Here is a 22550-nt window from a genome sequence, read left to right as displayed (position 1 = left end):
CCTATACGCTGATCGACGGCGTCGGAGTTCGTCACTCGGGCGCTCCGGCTTCCTATACGATGTGGGTGTTTGTCCTGAATGCGGTGCCGTTGTTCATCTGGACGATGATCATGCGCCCGGGTGAATTGTGGCCGCATTTCCTCAAGCGGACGCGGCTCGCAACGATCGGCGGGGTAGGCACGCTTGGCTCCTACGGTCTTGCGCTTTGGGCCATGACCATGGCGCCGGTCGCCGCGGTTGCTGCCTTGCGGGAAACAGCGATCCTGTTTGCGGTGGCTATTTCGGCATTCATTCTCAAGGAAAGCGTCGGGCCGAAGCGCCTTGCGGCTGTAGCTTTGATCGCAATGGGCGCCGCCGTCATGCGCCTGGCTTAAATTTTTGTAATGTACTGGCAAACATTGGATGTGCGCCCTATCTGCGGTTACGCATTTTTGCTCGGGCCTATTCAGACTTGGATAAATCTTGGATATTTGCACCTTCTGGTTCGGTCCATCTCTGCGTTTTGTTGACCGAATATGTCTCGCATCAATGCTCTTGGCAGGGCATCGCGTAAAACTTTTTTCATACGGCAAGATTGATAACATACCGGCTGGCATCGAAGTTCACGATGCCCAGCAAATCCTTCCCCGTGGCACCTTCGCGCGAATCAACCGTAATTTTCCAGCTACGACACCCGGTGTTTCGATCCTCCAGTTCAGCGATCTGTTCCGGGTTATGTTGATGAAATACGACCAGGGCGCCTGGCTCGATACGGATGTTTACCTGTTCAAACCGTTTCTCCCAGCGCCGGACAAACCATATCTCGCGCATGATACGCTGACGAGGCTCGGCGTTTCCGCACTGTATCTGCCAATGGATAATCCTATCATCGGCGATTTTGTCGCCTATATCCAGGGAACCGAAGTTCTCCCCGATTGGCTCGGCTTTCACCGTCGGGTGATCAAGCCGGCCCTGGCCCGCTGGAATGGCAAAGAAGTCACGACGGCGATGATCGGCCATACTGTCTTTGGCAATGATGGCATCTCACGTCTGGCGCGCCGGCACGGTTTTTTCACAGATGCTGCACCGAAACAGAGTTTCTACTATTGGACGGGCCGTGATGCACTTCGCATATTCGACCCGAAATATGGTCTGGAACCGACACGCCACAAAGACTTCATCGGGTTCCATATCCACAAGAAGAAGCCGACAGATCTGCCTGCCGAACCTGGAAGTTTCTATCATTGGGCTATCGAAAGAGTGCAGCACCTGGTGATTTGAATCACTCCGGCCGCATGTGGAAATAAGGCTGTGCTTCGTCCACTGCTCTCGCAAAGGATGGCCGGTTCATCAGCCTGTCCAGATAACGCGATACGTTCGGATGTTCGGCACCGAGCGGGACAGTCATATTGGCATAGAAAAGTGCCGGTGAAGCCGCACAGTCCGCCATCGTATAGTGATCGCCTGTCGCCCAAATGGTGTTCGCAAGTTCCTTTTCCAGGATGCCATAGGCAACCGCGAGTTTCTTCTTGCACTCGTTGACTCCGAACGCGTCGTTCTGGCCGTCCGGCCTGAAATTATCTGTAACGATCTTCTGCATCGGCACCTGGACATGCAGGTCGAAAAATCTGTCGAGCTGCCGTGCCCTGAATGCCAACTCGATATCGGCTGGCAGCATCTGCGCCTTCCCCGGATAATGCAGGTCGAGATATTCGATGATCAGGCTGGATTCAGGGACCGTCTTGCCGCGCGCTTCGTCCCGGACCACAGGAAATTGCCGGATCGGCCAGATCTCGGTAAAGCTCGCGCTTGCCACCGGGTCCATGAAATCGACAACTTCCTTCTTGAAGGGCAGGTCTTTCTCATAAAGTGCGGTCAGCACCTTCATGCAGAACGACGATAGCGGGTGATAATACAGCTTCAGCGACATTTCATTCCTCCCGACATAATACTAAAGTAATTACTTAACTATCAGCACATCGTGCGGGCGTTAAGCTTGTCACCAATACAAAAAGCAGCATTTGTGACTGCCGGAATTTGCGCTATGGATAGCCGATGAACAAACCTGTCCTGCTCCGCACGGGCCATTCCGCCTGTCCCCATGATTGCCCTTCGACCTGCGCCCTTGATATTGAGGTGCTCGATACGGGCCATATCGGCCGCGTGCGCGGTGCCAAAGAGAACAGCTACACGGCTGGCGTCATCTGCGCCAAGGTTGCCCGCTATGCCGAGCGCATTCATCATCCTGAACGGTTGCTGAAGCCTGTCATTCGTGGTGGTGCGAAGGGCGAGGGCGTATGGAAAGAGGCGAGCTGGGACGCGGCGCTCGACCTGATCGCTGAACGGTTTCTGAAAGCGGAAGCCGAATACGGCTCTGAGAGCGTGTGGCCTTATTACTACGCCGGCACCATGGGTCTTGTGCAGCGCGATTCGATCCATCGCCTGCGCCACGCCAAGAAATATTCCAACCAGTTCGATAGCATCTGCACCAACCTGGCCTGGACCGGCTTCTTCGCCGGCACCGGCAAGCTCGGCGGTGTCGATCCGCGCGAAATGGCAAAGTCAGATTGTGTCGTGATCTGGGGCACCAATGCTGCGGCGACTCAGGTCAATGTCATGACCCATGCCGTCCGCGCCCGCAAGGATCGCGGTGCCAAGATTGTTGCCATCGACATCTATGAGACCGCCACCGTCCGGCAGGCGGACTTGGGGCTTGTCCTCAAACCCGGAACCGACGGTGCATTTGCCTGTGCCGTCATGCACGTGCTGTTTCGCGATGGGCTTGCCGATTGGGACTATCTCAACGCCTATACCGACGATCCGAAGGGCCTCGAGCAACACTTGAAGGACCGCACACCGGAATGGGCTGCTGCGATCACCGGTCTCACCATCGCCGAGATCGAAGAGTTCGCCCGGCTCGTCGGCACCACCAAGAGAACATTCTTCCGTCTCGGCTATGGTTTTGCCCGCCAGCGCAACGGTGCAGTCAACATGCACGCTGCGCTGTCAATTCCGGCTGTCACCGGCGCCTGGAAATATGAGGGCGGCGGCGGCTTCCATTCGAATTCAGGTATTTTCCGCATGGACAAGCGGGAGATCGAAGGCCGTGCATTTGCCGACCCGTCTGTCCGGCACATTGACCAGTGCAAAATCGGTCCGGCGCTCACCGGCGATCCGGCCGCGCTCTTTGGCGGCCCGCCAGTCATGGCGATGCTGGTGCAGAATACCAACCCAGCCAATGTCGCGCCCGAACAGCGTCTGGTGAAGCAGGGTATGTTGCGCGACGATCTCTTCATGGCCGTGCATGAGCAGTTCATGACCGACACCGCCAAACTCGCCGACGTCGTTCTCCCGGCCACCATGTTTATGGAGCATGACGACATCTATCGCGGCGGCGGCCAGCAGCACATCGTGCTCGGTCCAAAGCTGATCGATGGTCCAGGTGAAACACGCCCGAACCTCTTTGTCGTCAATGAACTGGCGAAACGCCTCGGTGTGGGTAATTTCCCCGGCTTCGATCTCGACGCGAAAACACTCATCGACAACATGATGGCAGCAAGCAATCTGCCCGGCTTCGACGTGCTGAAGGAAACCCGCTGGCTCGACATCCAGCCGGATTTCGAAACGGCGCACTATGAAAAAGGGTTCAGCTGGCCGGATGGCAAGTTCCGTTTCAAGCCGGATTGGACCAACGGCCCGTCGCCCAATCGGCCGCCGCAATCAATGGGCCTGCAGGGCCCGTTCGAAACATTGCCACAATGGCCGGACTACTGGCAGGCAATCGAAGTCGCGGATGAGAAGCACCCCTTCCGCCTGGCGACGTCTCCTGCACATAATTTCCTGAACTCTACCTTCTCTGAAACCCCGACTTCGGGGGTCAAGGAGAGGCGGCCAGAGCTGCTTATCCATCCGGAAGATGCGGCCGAACTCGGTATCGAAGACGGCGCGCGCGTTGAGATAGGCAATGATCGCGGCGAAGTCGTTGTACATGCGCGCATTCAGGCCGTAACCAAACGCGGCGTGGTAATCTCTGAAGGCATCTTTGCCAATTCGGCTTTCGAGCGAGGCGAGGGCATCAATGTCCTGACCGGCGCCGATGCTCCAGCACCCAATGGTGGCGCTRCTTTCCATGATAACAAGGTCTGGGTGYGGTTGGCGGTAGAATAGACTTGTGGCACTGTGGGCGTGTTTCTTAACGCTCTGAAATTTTTGATATCTAGACATTTTGACAACTATGGTTTACAAAATTTGTGAAGAAATTTCAAGAAACCGAGGCCTTTTCCTCGTGGTTTAAACATTTACGAGATATTCGGGCGAGGGCCAGAATAAACCAAAGGCTGCGTCGGTTCATGGCCGGGAATCCGGGAGATGTTAAGCCCGTAGGTGAAGGCGTTAGCGAACTTAGAGTCAACTATGGTCCAGGCTATCGGGTTTATTTTCTGGAGCGGGGTGATGTGATCGTCATCCTGTTGTGCGGTGGCAACAAGAACACGCAAGATCGGGATATTAAAGCAGCAAAAGACTTAGCACGAGAATTCAAAGGACGAAAACTATGATCAAATTACGTAAGTTTGATCCGGTACGTTACCTGGACTCTGAAGAGATGATCGAAGAATATTTACTGGCAGCATGCGAGGAAGGTAGTTCTTCGGATATTGCCCGTACATTGGGTGACATCGCTCGAGCTCGAGGTATCACCAATCTTGCCCGCAAGACCGGGCTTACCCGTCAAACGCTCTACAAAGCCTTGAGCGGCGAAGGCAATCCGGAATTGGCGACGATTACCAAAGTTGCCGAGGCTCTCGGATTTCGCCTATCCTTTGTCCGAACATCGAAAGACCATCAAGATGCCGCGTAGTCAGGCTAGTGGGTAAAAACCGTCCGCCCGTCCTTCATCACAGCTTTGCCGCTTGCAACCAGCGCGAGCGCCCGCACATAGGTTTCGTGCTCCACTGACAGCACCCGTTCAGCGAGCGTGTCGGTCGTATCGCCGCTCTCCACCGGCACGACGGTCTGGGCAATGATCGGGCCTTCATCTGTGCCCGCGGTGACGAAGTGCACCGTGCAGCCATGCACGCGCATTCCGGCTTCGAGCACCTGCTCATGCGTATGGAGGCCTTTGAACAGCGGCAGCAGGGAAGGGTGGATATTGAGCATCTTTCCCTCCCACTCACTTACGAATTCCGGCGAGATAATTCTCATGTAACCCGCAAGGCAGACGATGTCGGCCTTTGCAGCCTGCAGCGCTTCAGAAACAGCCTTTTCATGCTCGCGCTTCGAGGGAAAATCGGGATGGGGAATGGCAAATGCTGGAATGCCCTGTGTCCGTGCTGTTTCCAGCCCGCCGGCATCTGTCTTATTGGCGATAACCGCAACGATTTCCGCCGGATAATCTGAGTTCTTTGCAGCTCCGATGAGCGCGCTCATGTTGGAGCCGCGTCCGGATATCAGGATGGCGACGCGTTTTCTCGGTGTGCTCACAGCGCCAGCGTGCCTTGATAGACAACCCCGGCATCGGTGCGTGCAACCATCGTGCCGAGCCGCACAGGCTGTTCGCCCTGTTCGTTCAGAGCCGCAAGCACCGCATCGACATTGTCGGGCGCGACCACGGCAATCATGCCGATACCGCAATTGAACGTCCGCAGCATTTCATCGCGCTCGACGCCGCCGGTCTTTGCCAGCCACGAAAACACGAGCGGAACCTTGATGGCCGACAGGTCGATGCTCGCCGTCAGGTTCTTGGGCAGCACGCGGGGAATATTGTCCGGGAACCCGCCGCCGGTAATGTGCGCCAGCGCCTTGATCGCATTGGTTTCGCGAATGGCAGCGAGCAGCGGCTTTACATAGATCCGCGTCGGCGTCAGCAGCGCCTCGCCCAGCGTCGTGCCGGTCCTGAAAGGCGCGTCGGCATCCCAGCCAAGGCCCGAAAGTTCTACGATGCGCCGTACCAGCGAAAATCCGTTGGAGTGAACACCGGAAGAGGCGAGGCCGAGAATGACATCGCTCTCGGCAATGTCACCGGACGGCAGCAACTGATTGCGCTCGGCTGCGCCCACGGCAAAGCCGGCAAGGTCATAGTCGCCATCGCGGTACATGCCCGGCATCTCCGCCGTTTCACCGCCGATCAACGCACAACCGGCCTGCAGGCAACCTTCGGCAATCCCGCTGACGATAGCCGCACCCTGATCCGGATCGAGCTTGCCGGTGGCAAAATAGTCGAGGAAGAACAGAGGCTCGGCGCCTTGCACGACGAGATCATTGACGCACATGGCGACGAGGTCGATGCCGACGGTGTCATGTACGCCTGCATCGATGGCAATCTTCAGCTTGGTGCCGACACCATCATTGGCTGCAACCAGCACGGGATCGGTAAAACCTGCGGCCTTCAGGTCGAAAAGTCCGCCAAAACCACCGATTTCGCCATCGGCGCCCGGCCGGCGCGTGGAACGCACGATCGGCTTTATCTTTTCAACAAGCAGATTGCCGGCATCGATGTCCACGCCCGCCTGCGCGTAGGTAAGGCCATTTTTGCCACCTTTGGCGGGCTCGTTCTTGGTATTCATGATCTGCTCCGGATTGTTGCCCGCGAAATGGCACGACTCTGGCGCTGCTGCAAGGTCTCAGTACCTCAAGGACCRGGAAAACGCCACTTATCGACATCTTGCCCATCGTTTGGGCTTGAGCACCACACTCATTCTCTCCATTTAGACTAAGACACACTGATTAAGGAAGCGGACCTAGTGGAACGAATTTGACATTTGGGTCCAACGCAGCCGCAATGCTCGTACTCAAATGTCAAATTCAAAGTTCCACTAGAAGCATAGTCTTGCTAGTGGTCCTTTGATTTTGACATTCGCAAACGGGCTTTGCAAAAATGTGATACGAATGTCAAAATCGGACCACTAGTGTGACAATTCCCAACTACATCACGATCTTCCGCTTCATTCTCGTTCCGTTCATCGTGATGGCCTTGCTGTCGGGATATGTCGGAGCCGCGCTGATAGGCTTCGTTGTCGCCGGCGTCTCCGACGGCATCGATGGTTTCATTGCCCGGCGCTACAACCAGGGTTCAGAGCTCGGTGCCTATCTCGATCCCATCGCCGACAAACTCCTTCTGGTCTCGCTGTTTGTGGTGCTTGGTTTTGTCAAGGAGTTGCCAGTCTGGCTGGTCGTCATCGTCGTTTCACGCGATATCTTCATTATAGGCGCGGTGCTCCTCGGTGCGGTCATCGGCAAACCGTTGGAAATGCATCCGCTGCTGGTGTCCAAGGCGAATACGGCGTTTCAGATCATCCTTGTCGCGGTCACACTGGCGGATATTGCATTTGATTTTTCACTCACCGGCAGTCGCGTGGTATTAGTATGGATAGTTGCCCTCTTGACCGCAGCTTCCGCGACTGCCTATCTCATGACGTGGACGAAACACATGGCGGGATATGAGCAAGAGCATAAGCAAGACTAAAACGGATCCTGTTCCGGTCGAAATTCCAGACAAGGACATTCATGTCGATGTCCAGGTCACCACGCTTGGCGCAAGCGTTCGCCGCCAAGCCGTATTCTGGACGGGCGCGATGCTTTTCCTGGCGTTTTTCCTTTACCTGTTCTCATCGATCCTCCTGCCTTTTGTCGCGGGACTAGTACTCGCCTATTTTCTTGATCCAGTCGCCGACCATCTGCAACGTTTCGGCTTGTCGCGGCTGCTGGCGACGATTGTCATCCTCGTCCTGTTTGTCGTCACCTTTGCGCTGCTTCTCATCATCCTCGTGCCTGTACTCGCCTCGCAGATGAGCGATTTTATCGTGCGTTTGCCAAGTTATGTATCGCGTTTGCAGGAACTCATCGCCAATCGCGACTCGCAATGGTTGAAGGATTTCATTGGTGTTGATGCTTCGGTCATCCGCAGCAGTCTGGATTCGCTTCTCCAGCAGGGCGCCGGCTTCCTTACTACCCTGCTGCAGTCGATCTGGAGTTCTGGCAAGACCTTGATCGATGTCGTGGCGCTATTCGTCGTCACGCCCGTCGTGGCATTTTACATGCTGCTCGACTGGGACCGCATGGTCACAGAGATCGACAAGCTCGTTCCCCGTGAACACGTCCATACTGTTCGCGTCATAGCGCGCGATATGAACAAAGCCATCGCCGGTTTCGTTCGCGGGCAGGGCACGGTGTGTCTCCTTCTCGGTATCATATATGCGGTCGGCCTCACGGTTACTGGGCTGAATTTCGGTCTGCTGATCGGTCTCTTTGCCGGTCTGATCAGCTTCATTCCCTATGTCGGCTCGCTGGTCGGTCTGCTTCTGGCACTTGGCGTGGCGCTGGTGCAGTTCTGGCCCGACTACATCAATGTCCTCTATGTCGCCATTGCGTTCGGCATTGGGCAGTTCATCGAGGGCAATATTCTTCAGCCGAAGCTTGTCGGTTCGTCCGTGGGCCTCCATCCCGTCTGGCTGATGTTTGCGCTGTTTGCCTTCGGCTCGTTGCTTGGTTTCACCGGCATGCTCATCGCCGTGCCGACAGCCGCCGCTGTCGGCGTTCTCGTGCGCTTCGTCATCCATCGCTATCAGCAATCCCCGCTCTACACAGGCGACTATCGCAAAAACGATAAGACCAAAGAAATCAGATGACAGTGCAGCGTTGCTGGCTGTATTTCATCGCTCCATGACCGATGTAAGTACACCGCGCCAGTTGCCGCTCGATCTTGGCCACGAACCCGGCTATTCCCGTGACGATCTGATCGTGTCCGCATCCAATATGGCTGCGGTGGATATTGTCGATCGCTGGCCGGGCTGGATATCGCCCGTCGTCGTGTTGGCCGGTCCGACAGGCTCGGGCAAAACCCATCTTGCCGCCGTCTGGAAAGCGGAATCCGATGCTATCGTTCTTGATGCGCAGAGCATCGGTACCGCATCGGGCGAGAAGGGCCCATTCCTGATCGACGACATCGGCTCAGGTCAGATCGATGAACCCGGCCTTTTCCACCTGATCAACACTGTGCGCCAGAGCGGCTCCAGTCTGCTGATGACCTCGCGCAAATGGCCTGCCAACTGGCCGGTGACCTTGCCGGATCTCGCCTCGCGCCTGAAAGCGGCAACGACCGTAGAAATCGGCGAGCCGGACGACATGCTGCTCTCGGGCGTTCTCTACAAGCTCTTCGCTGATCGGCAGATTGCTGTTGATCCCAATGTCATCAACTTCCTCGTCAGCCATATCGAGCGTTCGCTCTCTACGGCCAATCGCATTGTCGAACGGCTGGACCGCGCCGCACTCGAAAAGAAATCGAGGATCACCCGTGCTCTTGCCGCCAGCGTCGTCACCGCGAGCGACGAGGGCCAGGCGGCGTTTGAGCTCTAGAGCAAGTCCAGCAAAAGTGGGAACCGTTTTGCGTCCGGAATTGCGTAAAAACAAAGAGTTAGAGCAATTCCGTGATTCGAGAAAAACGGAATTTCTCTAGTGCGCCTTATCAATTCTGTTCAGGCAGCAGCGGCGCTCCCGGGCGATAGAGCAGGATTGGCCGGATTTCATAAACGGCAGTCGGATTGGCGCGGCGCAGGTCGCGTGCGGCCGCAACGGCGTCCTCAAGCGTCGGGCAATCCACAATGTAGAAACCGAGCAACTGCTCTTTGGTCTCGGCAAAAGGGCCGTCGATGATCACGCCGGCGTCCTTGCCACGCAAGGTCACGGCGCGCTGCGTTGGACCAAGCCGTGCCGCCGGGCCCAAAAGCTTTTCGCGCACGAGGCGCTGATTGACCTCGAGCAGTTCGGCCATCAGCGCCGCGTCCCCCTCTTTGGTCCATGATTCGACCACTTCCTCTTCGTGGTAAGCCAAAATGGCATAGAACACGTTTTATCCCTCCCTTTGTATCGGTCAAACTTCCGCTAAACGGGCTCTCAACCTTCGCCCTCGTTTTCGATATTCAGTATGGCCCCGCACGCTTTGCAATGCACTGCATCGGGATCATGCCGGCTAAGGCCGCAAGTCGGACATAGGTAGCGAACTTTGTTTGGCCGAAACAGCACTTGGGCAAGCCGCAAGAAAAGCGTCACACCAAAAATCATGATCGACACTGATATCAATCGGCCGCTCGTACCCTCGAGCGTGATGTCTCCAAAACCCGTTGTCGTGAGGGCCGTGACAGTAAAATACAACGCGTCGGCATAGTTGGCGATCTCTGCATTGGTCCGGTGCTGCGTCTCGTAGACAACACCCGTCATGATGAAGAGGAACACCAAAAGATTGAGGGCGGCGATCAGCGCATCCTCGTATTCGCGAATAAATGGGAAGTCGACGCGCAGCCGGGCGAGAACCTGATAGGTGTGAAGTAATCGGAGGGTCCGAAGAATTCTTAGAAATCCGAAACCTTCACCGGAAAGCGGGGCAAGAAAGGAGAAAACGGCGGCAAAATCCGCAAGCGTCGAGGGCCGGAAGATAGACCGCATCGTCATCTCGCCAGTCGAAAAGCGGGCGACGAGATCAAGCAAAATAACCAGACCGATGGCAGTATCGGCCCATTCAATGAGCTGGGTACGCGGAAGAAAGGATGTGCCGATCACGAACAGGACAGTGGCGATATCGAAAGCCAGTAACGCATACCGGAACCGGTGTGCCCTGTTGGTGTTTCCCTCATACAGCTCCGATATCAACCTGCTCACGGCAATCCTGTCATCGCGTTCAACCTGGTAAAACCATAAGGCAGAATTCGTTTGCAAATACCATCAAACGAATATTTTGCGAACAGAAGAGATAGACATTGGTTCGAGGGCCCATCAGCCGTCAGGCGTGTTACCGTTACGTACTTGTTCATCATGAATGCAGAATTCAGGATCGCTGGATACAGCTGTTTCGGCAGTAGGTGGGGCACTGGGGAAGTGGAGCAGATCATGTCGATGTCATTGGATTCGGCCGCGGAGGTTTTCCGTGCGGCCATGCGGGAAACGGTCAAGCGGTACTCGTTGTGGTACSTCATTCAAGGAGCGCTTCTCGTCGTAGCAGGCGTCCTGGCGATCATCTATCCCATTATGTCGTCGGTGGCGGTCATCATCATGTTGGGCTGGCTGTTGATCATCAGTGGCGTTGCGCAGGGCATCAGCCTTGTGGGAGCACGGCATGTGCCGCACTTTTGGCTGCAACTCATCTCCGTTATCCTTGCTTTCCTTATCGGCTTCCTCTTCCTGCGTGATCCGGCGCAGGGCCTGCTGACGGTCACGCTTCTCCTGATCGTCTTCTTCATGATCGAAGGCATCTCAAAGATCGTCTTTGCGCTAACGATCCGTCCATTTCCCTATTGGGGCTGGGTGCTGGCCAGCGGGCTGATCGGTGTCCTGCTCTCTCTGGTGCTTTGGGCAAGCCTGCCGGTCACGGCGCTATGGCTCGTCGGATTGCTGCTCGGAATTCAACTGATCAGCGTTGGCGGTGCGCTTGCACGACTTGCCTGGCAGGTGCGGCGAAGCCCGGCGACTTGAGACGACTCAAGTTCCCGCCACTCTTTGGCGGGCTGGCGGACGAAGCTTCAGCATTCTCTCATCGATTTTCTGCGAGACGAAGCCACTTGATAAAGTGTATTAACAACTTTCGCGCCACTATGCCCGCTCTCGCTCTAAGCAACAGAGTTTTATATGTCCGATGTCCCGCTGCTCGAGTCCGCCGTCATTGCCCGCTTGAAAGCGGAGTTACAGGCTAAAGAATCCACAATCCGCGATCAGGCCACTGCACTGGAACACAGTCRCAAAATCTTCGCACGAGCGTCGGTAGCTGCCCGGATTGGTGTGTGGGAGTGCAGCCTTCCCGACGAGACATTGCATTGGACCGACGTGGTCTATGACATCTTTGACCTGCCGCGCGGGTCGAATCTCAATCGAAACCAGATCGTGGAATGCTATGCGGAGAACACTGCGAAAGAACTCCAGCGACGCCGCAGAAGAGCAATTGAAGATCGCAGCGGCTTCGAGATGGATGCCGAAATCATAACGGTGCAAGGCAATCGCCGCTGGATACGAATTACTGCAACGGTTGAATCCGAAAATGACGTACCCGTCCGCATTTTTGGCATGAAACAGGACATCACCGAGCAAAAGATTTTGTTGGACCGCAYGCGATATCTGGCCGACTTCGACCTTTTGACCGGACTGGCCAACCGCAGCCAGTTCCAGATGAGACTTGCAGATTTGTGTAAAATTGATGCCGGTCAAAGTCCGCGCGGCGCATTGCTCCTAATCGATCTCGACGGTTTCAAGATTATCAACGATAGCCTGGGGCACCCCGTCGGCGATGAGTGCCTGAAAGAGGTAGCCAATCGTCTCCTTGCTCTATGTCACGAGGCTGAGGTCGTGGCCCGAATTGGCGGCGACGAATTCGCCATTTTGCTGGGACCCCAATTTGGTCAGGACGCGATTACAGACCTTGCACAGCGGATCGTCGGTTCTGTGAGCAAACCTTTGGAGTTTTTCGGTCAGTCACCAAAGCTTGGGGCATCAGTGGGTATCGCGCTCATCGATGACTGTGTGCCGTCTGATGTCGTAAAAAATGCCGATACCGCCCTCTATGCTGCAAAAGCTGCGGGACGGAACACTTTTCAGGTTTTCGATCCGGCGCGAACTCCCAACGAAAAAGCTGCATAAACTAGCTGGCAGCAAGCCATTACTGCCAGCAGAACGCTTCTCTAGCAGGCAAATCAGCCTTTGGCGGCCAATTTGTCCTGGGTCTTCGTCTCGAAGTCGCTCGCATCGTGACGCTCACGCAACTGGGTCGAAGGTTCACCAGATGTGCGATTGACCATCCGGCCACGCTTGACTGTCGGGCGTTCGTCGATCTGGTTGGCCCAACGCACCACGTTCTTGTAATCCTGCACCTTCAGGAATTCCGCGCCTTCATAAAGCCGCCCTTTGACCAGTCCGCCATACCACGGCCAGACTGCAATATCGGCGATGGTGTATTCGCTGCCTCCCAAATACTCGCTTTCCGCGAGGCGGCGATCGAGCACATCGAGCTGGCGTTTGGTTTCCATGGCAAATCGGTCGATCGCATATTCGATCTTAGTCGGCGCGTAGGCGTAGAAATGGCCGAACCCGCCTCCGAGATAAGGTGCACTCCCCATCTGCCAAAACAGCCATGACAGACATTCGGCGCGCGCCGCTGTTTCCGTCGGAAGGAACGCACCGAATTTCTCGGCGAGATAGATGAGGATAGAACCGGATTCGAAAACCCGGATAGGTTTCGGGCCACTGCGATCCACCAAAGCGGGTATTTTGGAGTTTGGGTTGATCGCGACAAAACCGCTACCGAACTGGTCACCGTCATTGATATTGATCAACCAGGCGTCATACTCCGCCCCCCGGTGACCGAGCGCCAGAAGCTCCTCGAGCATGATCGTAACCTTCACACCATTCGGCGTACCCTGAGAATAGAGCTGAAGCGGATGGCGACCGACCGGCAGGTCTTTCTCATGTGTCGGCCCTGCGATCGGCCGGTTGATATTTGCGAAGCGGCCCCCACTCTCTTTAGTCCAGGTCCAAACCTTCGGCGGCGTATAATCGTTGGAAGCACTCATTTGCAAACTCCGGGGATTCGATTGGTGAATTGCGTTGACCATCGATCTAGCCTTATTGCTCGTGATGACTAGACGAAAAGGTCAACTTTTGTGGTTCCTGACTTCACTTTTCTGTCAAGTCGCCACCTGATCGGCCGGGAAGCCGATCGTTGACTATCGGCCAAACAAGTGAGGTTTGCAATTTATGTGGGACTTTTGGCGTCACACGTTGCCTTTGCAAACCATTCGTTCGGTTTTCTGCTTTTTTCGTGTTTTGAGCTATTGCGTTCTCAGGCCAATATCTCTAGGGACAGCAGCGTCAACAAAGGACGGAGCGTAGCGCAGCCTGGTAGCGCATCTGGTTTGGGACCAGAGGGTCGCAGGTTCGAATCCTGCCGCTCCGACCATTTCCCAAGCAAATGCTGCTGGAACTGAATTGAAGCCTGTAATATATCGGGATTGCAGACAAGGGAATCTCTTCAATGGCAGCACGCATCTTCCGCCCGGCAAAAACCGCAATGCAATCCGGCAAGGCAAAGACCRATACCTGGACACTTGAGTTCGAGCCGGAGCAGCCACGCAAGATTGAACCGCTGATGGGCTATACCTCATCGCGCGACATGAAGAGCCAGATCCGCCTGACTTTCGAGACGAAGGAAGAGGCGATCGCTTATGCGCAGAAAAATGCCATTGACTATGTCGTGCTGGAGCCTAAGGAAACGCGCCGGCGTATCGTGTCTTATTCGGAAAACTTCCGCTTCGACCGCAAGCAGCCCTGGACGCACTAACATAGCGTTTTCGATTTTTCCCGGGAAGATCGCTCTCCACGGGAACTCATATTGGTCCCGTAGCTCAGCTGGATAGAGCACCGGCCTTCTAAGCCGACGGTCACTGGTTCGAATCCAGTCGGGATCGCCATCTTTTCAATAACTTAGCTGCCGAAATTTGCGAAAGTTTAGACTCACTCCGAAGCCGAGTTTAGACGGCAGTCTCTCTACATCCATAGACGTTGGGCGGTGACCGTCAGGCGTTCTGAACCGCAGCCGCAGCCTTCCGGATCACGTTGATGACAACGTCGGGCTGGGAAAGCATCGGCACGTGGCTGCTCGCCACCTCGGTGACAGTCGCTCCCATACGCTTCGAAACCCAGCGCTGGAGATCGGGATGCACGGTGTGGTCTTGCGTGGCCAGCACGTACCAGCTCGGCTTCGACTTCCACGCAATGCGGTCGGCGGTGAGCTTCTGTTGGTGGAACAGATCGAAGACGGGCGCATAATGAGTGGCCCAGACGAGCTTTTGATCTTCCGCTGAGAGGTCTCCCGCGAAGAACTCGGTGCCGTTTGGAAGCATCCAAGCGCGCCCGTCCGCGACCTCGACGCGAGTGAAGATGTCCGACGGATACTTGTCGAGTTGGTCCTGCACGGTCTCGCCGGCGTCCGGGGCGACCGCGGCGACGTAGACCAAACCGACCACTCGCTCATCGACGCCCGCAGCCGTGATGGTGGCGCCCCCGTACGAATGGCCGACGAGGATGACGGGGCCGCCGACGCGGTTCAGCGTGCGCTTCACCGTTGCCACATCTTCTTCGAACGAGTCCAGGCCATATTGAACCGCGATCACCTCGTACCCGTCGGCCTGCAACGCCGGGATCACCTTGCTGAAGCACGAGCCGTCGGCCCAGATTCCGTGGCAGAAAACGATGGTTGGCTTGGTTTCAGTCGACATTTTACTTCTCCTATAGGTTGAGCAGCAGGTTGAGCTTGATCGCTCGGTCGATTTCGGGATTCTTTAGAGCATGTAACTCTGCCACCGTGGTGGCATACTCAGGTTGCGCTTCGTTCAGTTACTGCAAAGACTGCTGGAGGGCATGTCGTCTCACCCTGACACGGCTAGCGATCACATGAAATAGCGAGGCATTAAGGTCAAACATCGCCATGCGTAAGACTGGCTGTTTCATCTTTTGGATCAGGAGACCATTGAATGGGGTATTTGGCCAAGTACGTAACAGTAACTAACTCGGCCTAAAAGTTTAGACTCTGCTCGTTTTAGGTCACTATCGCGCTGTTCATTTTTTCAAACATTCGTTGATTCATAACAATTTCTTACGGCCTTCTAAGCCGACGGTCACTGGTTCGAATCCAGTCTGGATCACCATCTTTTCAATAGCTTAGTTGATGGCTTTTCGCGAAATCCCGAAAGCTGCCCGCACCTCCATTGGCTATCCCCCAGCGCGTGGAGGGATGCCGCTGAGGAGCGGGCCTAGCCCTCCGGCTATTGTCAAATGGGTAATAACCGCATCCCGCATCCGCATATACGGAAGTTCCGCCAGCATCGCCATTTGAACCGCAGCCATTACCTCGCCCGCCTCGGAGCCAATCATCGTGAAGCCCAATATCCGGTCGTCCGTCGCACTCACCAGCACTTTCATGTAGCCTTCGGTTTCGTCCGTCGCTTCCGTGCGCAACACATTGCCCATCGGCATCTGGGCGACGCGGACCGGGATATTTTTCCGCTGCGCTTCGCCTTCGCTTAAACCCACGCGGGCGAGGGGCGGGTCGGTGAACATGACGTAGGGCACCAGTCGTTCATCCGTCCTGCGGTTGCCGCCCGCCATATTGTCCCTGACTATCCGGAAATCGTCGACGGAAACGTGCGTGAATTGCGGGCTGCCGGCGCATTCGCCGATTGCCCAGACACCGGATGCTGTCGTCTCCAATCGCTCGTTGACGCGGATAAAGCCACGGGCATCAAGCTCGACGCCCGTCCGTTCAAGCCCGATATCGGCGGTATTCGGTATGCGCCCCGTTGCTACGAGCAGATCGCTGCCTGTGATCGTCCGCTCTCCGGAAGCCGTGCGAATGGTAACGCTGACTTCATCTCCTGAAAGGCCATGGACATTGAGGGGCTGGGCGTCCAGCAAAACTTCAATGTCTTCCCCGTTCAAAATGCGCTGCATTTCGGTCGCGGCATCCGCGTCTTCCCGGCTCATAAGCTGTTTGCCCGGTTCGATGATTGTGACGCGGCCGCCGAAACGGCGATAGGCCTGCGCCATTTCGATACCGATATAACCGCCGCCAAGCACGATAAGATGGGTCGGCACATAGTCCAGTTCCAGCGCTTCGATATGCGTGAGCGCGCGGGCTGCCTCAAGTCCGGGAATGTTAGGGATCGCCGCATGCGATCCAACATTGATAACGACCTCCTTGCCGGTCAGCAGCCGCGTTCCACCATTGTTTAGTGTTACCTCGATCGTCTTGGGCTCAACGAAACGTCCGCTCCCCATGATCAGCTCCGCCCCGCTTTCCTTGTAGGCCTTCAGGTGAAAGGCGATCTCCCGGTCGACCATGTCCTGCTTGCGGCCTCGAACCTTGGCCATGTCGATCTTGACTGGCCCTGTCTGCGTACCGAACCGGGCGGCGTTGCGAGCGAGATGTGTGCAATCCTCGCGCTCCAGATCTCGTTCTTGCTGGGCAGGCAAGCGACTGCAGGGCATGAACCGCCAACCCAACGGCGTTCCACGACGGCAACCTTTTGACCCAAACGGGCGAGATGCCAGGCAAGCTGTTTTCCGCCTTGGCCGCTGCCGAGGATCACGGTATCGAAATGTTCAGATTGGGACATGGTGGATCTCCTGAAAATTTATGCCGATTTGCTGATTACGCCGTTGGGCCGGGATCAAGAGTAGCAATGCTGCACGACTATAGGTTATTCCAAACAGGAATAATCAATGCTAGATTTGCATGGGGTGGCATTCAAAAAACGGTATTGTCCGCTCATAAGGGAATAACCATGAACCGCTTGACATCCATGGAAACATTTGTTCGTGTCGTCGATACCGGGTCTTTTTCACTTGCCGCGCGACAGTTGCGCGTTGGCCAACCCGCTGTTTCCAAAACGGTCGCCCAGCTTGAAGACCGGCTGGGTGTGCGCCTGCTCCTGCGCTCGACTCATGGGCTGACGCCGACAGAAGCCGGACGGAGTTTCTATGAACACGCGAGGCGCTCTATCGAGGCGGCGGACGAAGCCGATATGGCGGCACGCGGCGCGGGCGCCAATTTGTCAGGCCGGATCCGCATCTGTGCGGCGGTGACCTTTGTACGGCTGCATGTGGTGCCGCGCCTTGGCGCTTTCCTGGCCGAGTATCCGTCCCTCGACGTCGACATCATCCTCGACGATCGGAACACCGATCTGATCGAGGGCGGCATAGACATAGCCTTGCGTATGGGACAACTCACGGATTCGAGCTTGACCGCCAGGAAACTGGCCCAGTGCAAACGATTGGTTCTTGGCGCGCCGTCTTATTTGGAAACGGCGGGCGAGCCGCTTGTGCCGGCAGATCTCGCCGGGCATCAAACAATCGTCTACGACCAGCGCGGCGGCGGAACGGCCTGGACGTTCCAGCAAAACGGCAGGCAGGCATCCGTTACAGTGGGCGGCCGTGTCCGCGTCAACGCAGCAGAGGGCATCCGGGAAGCTGTGCTTTCCGGACTTGGGCTCGCCATCGCATCGGAGTGGATGTTCTCGCCGGAGCTCGAATCCGGACGGGTAAGGCCCGTTCTTCAGGATTGGTCATTGCCCCTGCTTGACCTGTGGGCAGTATTTCCAACCGGGCGGCAGGCAAGCGCCAAGGCCCGGGCCTTTGTCGACTTCATCGAAAGGCAGCTCGTGCAATCAGCAACCCCGTAGCCAGGCGTTGTCGCCCGACGATCCAACGCCAAGCTCACTAGGTAATAATCCATCAGTTGAGTATTAATTTCTGTATCAGATCGCACCAATGATTGGGGGTGACAAGGTCTCTTCCGGACTGCTGCAGAACGGTCATGCCTCGGTCGACACTCCATCACCGCTGCTGTGGCTAAAAAAAGAGGCTCGGCGGAGTACATTTTGGTCGCACACTTCAACGCCGAGCCTCATGCCACTTAGGGTGGATGGCACAAGCGAATTATGTAATGATTTCCAAAAGATAGCAATTAATCCGGGGTTCGGCAAATTTGATTATGACCAAAGACCTGAAGGATAAGAGACCTTCGACTATATCCGCCCTTCGGCCATTGCGCCTGGACTGGATTACGTCAGGCCGCAGGTCTGCAACTGCCAAAGCCCGACCCTCCGGAACGCAAATAACCGGAGGATCGAGCGTCAGTGGGTCTGCTGTGTGAAAAAGAAGCGGTACCCTCTTTAGCAGGCCTCGCCGGCCCGGGGGAGGTGCCGGCGCTCCCAAAAGTACTCTCAAAATGATCGTGGCAATATGGACCAAATGCCTGCGAATGCTCAGACTAAGGTCCGGTCTGCAAATTCTTGTCTGATGCCGATCGGGAGCAGGTGAGGCCGGCGCCCTTTTTTGGGCTACCAGCCAGAAAGATCGTCGATCAAGCGGCGAGGTTATTTGATCGCCAGTTTGGTGTTGCTTTCGACGCCCTGTGCCGCCAACTGCTCATGAGCGCTGGGCTTGAAGCGGGCTTCAATGTCCAGGTAAGTCGAGTAGCCGACGCCGATCAGCAACATTATGGCTACGCCGTAGTCGCAGACCTTTACCAGGAATGACCGCGTGCGTCTTTCTTCAAAATCATAATAGTCTCGATTTCTCCTCATGGCCCCATCCAGTTTTTTTCTTATTATTGGGTAGGGATTTTACTCCTGAGGATAGTCTCGAGCAATTCACCAGCAGCTAATCAGTTGGAATGACGATCCTGCTGACCAGAGCTATCAGACAGAGTTTCAGCTGCTTTCCATCTGATGAGAATTTATTTCGAAGCTCTCCACCTTAGCCGCGCCAGACCCAGTCTGTGGGTAACCAGCGAAAACCTGTACCCTCCTTGACCACATGACCGACCCCGGGGAACGGGTAGTGATAGCCAGCGACCAGCAGCCTGTCATTTGCAGCCCGGTCCAGCAGGGCCCGGCGCGTTTTGGCACCCTTGTCCGGGTCATGGTCCCACTTTATCTGCCATTCCGGCTTATCGAAGGCAATGTGGATGCTTGGGACGGCATCACCGGTAATCAACATCTGCTTGTCTCCGGAACCCACCAGCAGCGAAATGTGGCCTTGCGTATGCCCGGCCGTGTCCAAAACGGTTACACCCGTCACCACATCGGCGCCGCCCTTGATCGGACGCACCCGGTCGCCAAGCGCCGCGAATACCTTCTGTACGGAAGGTGCGCCCTCGGCCGCCCAATCCGGCAGCTTAGATGCCGCGTCAGGTGAATTCCAAAGATCCAGTTCGGTTTCCGAAAGAACCAATTCGGCGTTTGGGAACTGCTTGGCCGGATCGCCGCCAAACCCGCCAATATGATCGCCGTGACAGTGGGTGAGTATAACCGTATTGATCGAATCGGGAGCTATACCCGCCGCTTCAAGACATTTAGTCAGACGTCCAGCGTAAGGTGCCCAGCTTTGACCGGGGCCAATGCCCGTGTCGACCAGTATCCGCTTTTGCCCGGTCTCGATCAGGAGGGGATTGGCCTGGAGCCGGAAGATATCTGACGCAATGTAGTGTGCATCAAAATACGCTTTCTTTTCGCCCGCCTCGACATTCGTCGCAATGCTATCCGTGGGCAGGAAAAACAACCCGTCACAGAGCGACGTAATATGCACCTCGCCGAGGGCGAACCGATAGAATCCGGGGGCTTCCGCAGGAGATTCGGCAGTAGCCGCACTGGCATTGTCGAAGCTACTATAAGTGGTGCCGACGGCAGCGAACGTACCTGCGGCTGCTGTTTGTAGAAAACTGCGCCGATCAAGAGTAAGCATTGGGAATCTCCCTTCCCAAATGTTCGCCCAGACCCCGGATATGCTGTAGACTGATCCTATCACGAAACTATAGCCATAGCGATCAATGAACGTCGATTTCAGTCTCCGCACTTAGCGATGGGCCCTCAATCGCTAGCGTGCCGTTGACAGACCTGCGACGAGCAGGAGCACGCATAATTTGCTGCGTCGGGCACCATGCGGTAACCTTCATCCTTACTCAATCTGCGAGTGCCGGCGATGAAACGTGGCCTCATTTTTGGTTTGGTCCTTTGCGCCGGTCTGCTGGGCGGCGGCGCTGTTTTTGTTGCCGGCCAATCCAGTGTTTCACCCGCAGCAATAGAGGCATCGGTCATCCGTACACCGGAACTTCTAGAGCGGGCATGGCGCCTTCCGGTTGCCGCTACATTCAACTCGGACGTGACCTGGCAGTCCAATGGTTCCCGCTGTGGCCCGGCAAGCATCGCAAACGCCTTCCGCTCCATTGGCGAGGAGGAAACCACGGAAGCGCAGGTCCTCGAAGGCACGGGCAAATGCTGGACCGGCTTCTGCATCATCGGGCTGACGCTGGACGAACTCGCCGAAGTCGCGCGTGCCCATACCGAGCGAAAAGTCTCCGTCATTCGCGACCTGACCGCCGAGCAATTTCACGAGCATATGAAACACGCCAACGATCCAGACCGCCGCTACATCATAAACTTTACCCGGGAAGAGATTTTCGGCGGTGGTGGTGGCCATCATTCGCCCATCGGTGGATATCTGGAGGCGGAGGACGCGGTTTTCGTTCTCGACGTGAACGAAAATTACAAGCCTTGGCTGGTCAAGAGAGAACGTTTGTTCAAGGCGATGGACACGTTCGATGGCGACAGGAAGCGCGGCTTGCTGTTGATAGAATGAGGCGAGAATGCATTAGGTCCTGACCCTAGTGCCATTCCACCCACAGCGTTTCGCGTTTCGACATGTCGAGAACCGTTGCGTGACGGTCGAGTATTGCCCGCAGACAAGGACCGATCCGCTCTTCCGGCATAGGTTCAAAGCCATATTTGCGAAACCACGGGCCGTTCCAGCGCGGTGCCCGGAAGGTTGTCAGCATAACGCCGGTTAGTTTCGACTCCCTGGCCCTGGATTTGGCCATATCGAGAAATGCTGCGCCGATGCCGTGCCCGGAGAAATCGGCAGCCACCATGATATTGGCAATGTACATCATGCCGTCCAGCGGTTGCATCAGGACATAGCCAACACATTCGCCGTCAACTTCGGCGACGACTGTTTCACCACTCAGAAAACGTTCTGCGGCGATAGACGGAGCGTCCACCACCATCTCGAGACCGTCCCATCCCGCATAACGCAAGCGCGCGGATTTCTCGATCGATCGCAACGTTTCGATCTCTTCAAAGCGAAATGGYCGCAGGTTGAGGTCGTGATGGTCCATTGTTGAATTTCCCGGCGCGCAGAATCAAAGGAATCATAAGACTCGTTCATGACAGCTGCGCGTCGGGTAATTATTTTGGTGTAAGCGCCGGGGCAGGACCTTATGCGTTCGCCCGTCGATAGAACGCGAGCGAACCGGCGAGGGCAAGCAATGCACCGCCGCAGATCCTGTCGAGCCAGAGCGCACCGGATTTCTTCAGCAGGCGCACTGCACGCGAACCCAGAACGGCGTAACCGAACATGACGGCGAAATCGATCAGTGCGAAGGTCACCGCCAATGCCACATATTGTGGAACCTGCGGTAATTCCGGCGCGACGAACTGCGGAAGAAACGCTGAGAAAAACAGATATCCCTTCGGATTTGTCACGGCGACAAAGAAACTCTTCAGAAATATTGCTCGCGATGAAGAGCCTGCACTGCCTCCCGTGTGCAAGACATCAAGCGTTCCCTTGGACCGCAACAGCATGATGCCGAGGAAGGTGAGGTAGCCGACGCCGATCCACTTGACCATGGTGAACCAGAATTCCGACGCAGCGAGGAGGGCGCCGAGCCCCAGCGCCACTGCACCGATGAGGACGAAATCCGACAGCACCGCACCGGCCATACCGAGACAAGCGGCCTTGATTCCGAAACGCGAGCCGTTCGTCAGCGCCAGCAGCACGGTCGGCCCCGGTGTTGCAATGCCGATGAATGACACCAATGCAAATGCCAAAATCGTCAAGTTCGTCATGACCCGCTCCCGATCAAGTGCTGTTTGCCAGTCCACTAGCGTCAAACATCATTCTCTTTTTTCAGTTGTCAACTCAAGGCGCTGGTCGCGGATTATTGGTTCGCCATTGATTTGCCGTCCCTTGAGGCGGTAATGAAT

Annotated in this window: 25 protein-coding genes, 2 tRNA genes and 1 pseudogene; 15 read left to right on the top strand and 13 right to left on the bottom strand. The window is 56.1% G+C overall.

The genetic code is table 11. The annotated features are described in order from the left end of the window. The coding region (locus tag ACXJ5O_RS03625; protein ID WP_457298697.1) for an EamA family transporter at positions 1-374 on the top strand (374 nt) is incomplete at its 5' end. Positions 375-462: 88 nt separating this feature from the next. Continuing rightward, positions 463-1260 carry a hypothetical protein gene (locus tag ACXJ5O_RS03620; protein WP_457298696.1) on the top strand — a complete coding sequence of 266 codons (798 nt, stop codon included), beginning with the start codon at positions 463-465 and terminating at the stop codon, positions 1258-1260. 1 nt (position 1261) lies between these two features. On the opposite strand, the gene ACXJ5O_RS03615 is transcribed toward ACXJ5O_RS03620, so the two are convergent. After that, positions 1262-1909 carry a glutathione S-transferase family protein gene (locus ACXJ5O_RS03615; protein WP_457298695.1) on the bottom strand — a complete coding sequence of 216 codons (648 nt, stop codon included), beginning with the start codon at positions 1907-1909 and terminating at the stop codon, positions 1262-1264. Between the two features lie 125 nt (positions 1910-2034). Between ACXJ5O_RS03615 and ACXJ5O_RS03610 the strand changes: the two genes are divergently transcribed. The 3 genes from ACXJ5O_RS03610 (at position 2035) to ACXJ5O_RS03600 (ending at position 4837) form a co-directional block, all read left to right on the top strand. Further along, a complete protein-coding gene (locus tag ACXJ5O_RS03610) occupies positions 2035-4146 on the top strand; it encodes a molybdopterin oxidoreductase family protein (RefSeq protein WP_457298694.1) in 2112 nt (703 codons plus the stop codon). A gap of 83 nt (positions 4147-4229) precedes the next feature. Then, entirely contained in the window at positions 4230-4535 is a 306-nt protein-coding gene (locus ACXJ5O_RS03605) for a type II toxin-antitoxin system RelE/ParE family toxin (RefSeq protein ID WP_457298693.1), read from the top strand. After that, positions 4532-4837, top strand: a complete 306-nt coding sequence (locus tag ACXJ5O_RS03600) for an addiction module antidote protein (protein ID WP_457298692.1) — start codon at positions 4532-4534, stop codon at positions 4835-4837. Before ACXJ5O_RS03605 ends, ACXJ5O_RS03600 begins: the two co-directional genes overlap by 4 nt. A gap of 5 nt (positions 4838-4842) precedes the next feature. On the opposite strand, the gene purN is transcribed toward ACXJ5O_RS03600, so the two are convergent. Next, positions 4843-5460 (bottom strand): phosphoribosylglycinamide formyltransferase, encoded by a 618-nt coding sequence (gene purN / locus ACXJ5O_RS03595; protein ID WP_457298691.1) that lies wholly within the window; start codon positions 5458-5460, stop codon positions 4843-4845. Continuing rightward, positions 5457-6542: a phosphoribosylformylglycinamidine cyclo-ligase gene (gene purM, locus ACXJ5O_RS03590; RefSeq protein WP_457298690.1), complete on the bottom strand. Its 1086-nt coding sequence runs from the start codon at positions 6540-6542 to the stop codon at positions 5457-5459. Before purM ends, purN begins: the two co-directional genes overlap by 4 nt. Positions 6543-6886: 344 nt before the next feature. On the opposite strand from purM, the gene ACXJ5O_RS03585 reads away from it, so the two are divergent. Genes ACXJ5O_RS03585 through hdaA form a run of 3 tightly spaced genes read left to right on the top strand, consistent with a single transcriptional unit; the run spans position 6887 to position 9330 of the window. Next, on the top strand, positions 6887-7441 hold the full coding sequence (locus tag ACXJ5O_RS03585; RefSeq protein ID WP_457298689.1) for a CDP-alcohol phosphatidyltransferase family protein: 555 nt from the start codon (positions 6887-6889) through the stop codon (positions 7439-7441). Next, entirely contained in the window at positions 7416-8603 is a 1188-nt protein-coding gene (locus ACXJ5O_RS03580) for an AI-2E family transporter (RefSeq protein ID WP_457298688.1), read from the top strand. The genes ACXJ5O_RS03585 and ACXJ5O_RS03580 overlap by 26 nt, the downstream gene beginning before the upstream one ends. 34 nt (positions 8604-8637) lie before the next feature. After that, positions 8638-9330 (top strand): DnaA regulatory inactivator HdaA, encoded by a 693-nt coding sequence (gene hdaA / locus ACXJ5O_RS03575; RefSeq protein ID WP_457298687.1) that lies wholly within the window; start codon positions 8638-8640, stop codon positions 9328-9330. Positions 9331-9439: 109 nt separating this feature from the next. On the opposite strand, the gene ACXJ5O_RS03570 is transcribed toward hdaA, so the two are convergent. Together ACXJ5O_RS03570 and ACXJ5O_RS03565 are read right to left on the bottom strand one after the other, a co-directional pair. Further along, on the bottom strand, positions 9440-9820 hold the full coding sequence (locus ACXJ5O_RS03570) for a YciI family protein (protein ID WP_457298686.1): 381 nt from the start codon (positions 9818-9820) through the stop codon (positions 9440-9442). Between the two features lie 47 nt (positions 9821-9867). After that, positions 9868-10617, bottom strand: coding sequence for a potassium channel family protein (locus tag ACXJ5O_RS03565; RefSeq protein WP_457298698.1), 750 nt, complete (start codon positions 10615-10617; stop codon positions 9868-9870). Positions 10618-10857: 240 nt separating this feature from the next. Between ACXJ5O_RS03565 and ACXJ5O_RS03560 the strand changes: the two genes are divergently transcribed. Both ACXJ5O_RS03560 and ACXJ5O_RS03555 read left to right on the top strand, forming a co-directional pair. Beyond that, positions 10858-11439, top strand: coding sequence for an HdeD family acid-resistance protein (locus ACXJ5O_RS03560; protein WP_457298685.1), 582 nt, complete (start codon positions 10858-10860; stop codon positions 11437-11439). Positions 11440-11592: 153 nt separating this feature from the next. Next, positions 11593-12594, top strand: coding sequence for a diguanylate cyclase domain-containing protein (locus ACXJ5O_RS03555; protein ID WP_457298684.1), 1002 nt, complete (start codon positions 11593-11595; stop codon positions 12592-12594). A gap of 53 nt (positions 12595-12647) precedes the next feature. Here the strand turns inward: ACXJ5O_RS03555 and yghU are convergent, their stop codons facing one another. Continuing rightward, positions 12648-13523 carry a glutathione-dependent disulfide-bond oxidoreductase gene (gene yghU / locus ACXJ5O_RS03550; RefSeq protein WP_457298683.1) on the bottom strand — a complete coding sequence of 292 codons (876 nt, stop codon included), beginning with the start codon at positions 13521-13523 and terminating at the stop codon, positions 12648-12650. A gap of 309 nt (positions 13524-13832) precedes the next feature. Between yghU and ACXJ5O_RS03545 the strand changes: the two genes are divergently transcribed. The 3 genes from ACXJ5O_RS03545 (at position 13833) to ACXJ5O_RS03535 (ending at position 14420) form a co-directional block, all read left to right on the top strand. Then, positions 13833-13909 (top strand) — tRNA-Pro (locus tag ACXJ5O_RS03545). 75 nt (positions 13910-13984) lie between these two features. Next, entirely contained in the window at positions 13985-14290 is a 306-nt protein-coding gene (locus tag ACXJ5O_RS03540) for an ETC complex I subunit (RefSeq protein ID WP_457298682.1), read from the top strand. A gap of 53 nt (positions 14291-14343) precedes the next feature. Then, positions 14344-14420: transfer RNA gene (locus ACXJ5O_RS03535), tRNA-Arg, on the top strand. Positions 14421-14525: 105 nt separating this feature from the next. Here the strand turns inward: ACXJ5O_RS03535 and ACXJ5O_RS03530 are convergent. From ACXJ5O_RS03530 to ACXJ5O_RS03520, 3 genes and pseudogenes are all read right to left on the bottom strand, one after another. Then, on the bottom strand, positions 14526-15227 hold the full coding sequence (locus tag ACXJ5O_RS03530; RefSeq protein ID WP_457298681.1) for an alpha/beta fold hydrolase: 702 nt from the start codon (positions 15225-15227) through the stop codon (positions 14526-14528). A gap of 493 nt (positions 15228-15720) precedes the next feature. Next, a complete protein-coding gene (locus tag ACXJ5O_RS03525; protein WP_457298680.1) occupies positions 15721-16995 on the bottom strand; it encodes a dihydrolipoyl dehydrogenase family protein in 1275 nt (424 codons plus the stop codon). After that, positions 16995-17123: pseudogene (locus tag ACXJ5O_RS03520) on the bottom strand (hypothetical protein); the annotation flags it as partial. The pseudogene ACXJ5O_RS03520 and the gene ACXJ5O_RS03525, both read right to left, overlap by 1 nt. A 168-nt stretch (positions 17124-17291) precedes the next feature. On the opposite strand from ACXJ5O_RS03520, the gene ACXJ5O_RS03515 reads away from it, so the two are divergent. After that, entirely contained in the window at positions 17292-18188 is an 897-nt protein-coding gene (locus ACXJ5O_RS03515; RefSeq protein ID WP_457298679.1) for a LysR family transcriptional regulator, read from the top strand. A 696-nt stretch (positions 18189-18884) separates the two neighbouring features. Here the strand turns inward: ACXJ5O_RS03515 and ACXJ5O_RS03510 are convergent. After that, positions 18885-19094, bottom strand: coding sequence for a hypothetical protein (locus ACXJ5O_RS03510; RefSeq protein ID WP_457298678.1), 210 nt, complete (start codon positions 19092-19094; stop codon positions 18885-18887). A 172-nt stretch (positions 19095-19266) separates the two neighbouring features. Further along, a complete protein-coding gene (locus ACXJ5O_RS03505; RefSeq protein ID WP_457298677.1) occupies positions 19267-20253 on the bottom strand; it encodes an MBL fold metallo-hydrolase in 987 nt (328 codons plus the stop codon). 237 nt (positions 20254-20490) lie between these two features. Between ACXJ5O_RS03505 and ACXJ5O_RS03500 the strand changes: the two genes are divergently transcribed. Then, complete coding sequence (locus ACXJ5O_RS03500) at positions 20491-21147, top strand: phytochelatin synthase family protein (RefSeq protein ID WP_457298676.1); 657 nt, start codon at positions 20491-20493, stop codon at positions 21145-21147. Positions 21148-21172: 25 nt separating this feature from the next. Here the strand turns inward: ACXJ5O_RS03500 and ACXJ5O_RS03495 are convergent, their stop codons facing one another. Both ACXJ5O_RS03495 and ACXJ5O_RS03490 read right to left on the bottom strand, forming a co-directional pair. Then, positions 21173-21682 carry a GNAT family N-acetyltransferase gene (locus ACXJ5O_RS03495; protein WP_457298675.1) on the bottom strand — a complete coding sequence of 170 codons (510 nt, stop codon included), beginning with the start codon at positions 21680-21682 and terminating at the stop codon, positions 21173-21175. 100 nt (positions 21683-21782) lie between these two features. Then, a complete protein-coding gene (locus ACXJ5O_RS03490) occupies positions 21783-22412 on the bottom strand; it encodes a LysE family translocator (RefSeq protein ID WP_457298674.1) in 630 nt (209 codons plus the stop codon). Positions 22413-22550 lie beyond the last annotated feature (138 nt).

Source organism: Phyllobacterium sp. P5_D12 (genome assembly GCF_054049495.1).
The sequence above is the reverse complement of the archived record's forward strand: the minus strand, read 5'-3'. Positions and strand labels throughout refer to the sequence as shown.

Bases quoted from the DNA above. Each gene is read 5' to 3' on its own strand.
- ACXJ5O_RS03615 (WP_457298695.1), bottom strand. From the start codon at position 1,909: ATGTCGCTGAAGCTGTATTATCACCCGCTATCGTCGTTCTGCATGAAG.
- ACXJ5O_RS03600 (WP_457298692.1), top strand. From the start codon at position 4,532: ATGATCAAATTACGTAAGTTTGATCCGGTACGTTACCTGGACTCTGAA.
- purM (WP_457298690.1), bottom strand. From the start codon at position 6,542: ATGAATACCAAGAACGAGCCCGCCAAAGGTGGCAAAAATGGCCTTACC.
- ACXJ5O_RS03580 (WP_457298688.1), top strand. From the start codon at position 7,416: ATGAGCAAGAGCATAAGCAAGACTAAAACGGATCCTGTTCCGGTCGAA.
- hdaA (WP_457298687.1), top strand. From the start codon at position 8,638: ATGACCGATGTAAGTACACCGCGCCAGTTGCCGCTCGATCTTGGCCAC.
- yghU (WP_457298683.1), bottom strand. From the start codon at position 13,523: ATGAGTGCTTCCAACGATTATACGCCGCCGAAGGTTTGGACCTGGACT.
- ACXJ5O_RS03530 (WP_457298681.1), bottom strand. From the start codon at position 15,227: ATGTCGACTGAAACCAAGCCAACCATCGTTTTCTGCCACGGAATCTGG.
- ACXJ5O_RS03525 (WP_457298680.1), bottom strand. From the start codon at position 16,995: ATGCCCTGCAGTCGCTTGCCTGCCCAGCAAGAACGAGATCTGGAGCGC.
- ACXJ5O_RS03515 (WP_457298679.1), top strand. From the start codon at position 17,292: ATGAACCGCTTGACATCCATGGAAACATTTGTTCGTGTCGTCGATACC.
- ACXJ5O_RS03510 (WP_457298678.1), bottom strand. From the start codon at position 19,094: ATGAGGAGAAATCGAGACTATTATGATTTTGAAGAAAGACGCACGCGG.
- ACXJ5O_RS03505 (WP_457298677.1), bottom strand. From the start codon at position 20,253: ATGCTTACTCTTGATCGGCGCAGTTTTCTACAAACAGCAGCCGCAGGT.
- ACXJ5O_RS03500 (WP_457298676.1), top strand. From the start codon at position 20,491: ATGAAACGTGGCCTCATTTTTGGTTTGGTCCTTTGCGCCGGTCTGCTG.
- ACXJ5O_RS03490 (WP_457298674.1), bottom strand. From the start codon at position 22,412: ATGACGAACTTGACGATTTTGGCATTTGCATTGGTGTCATTCATCGGC.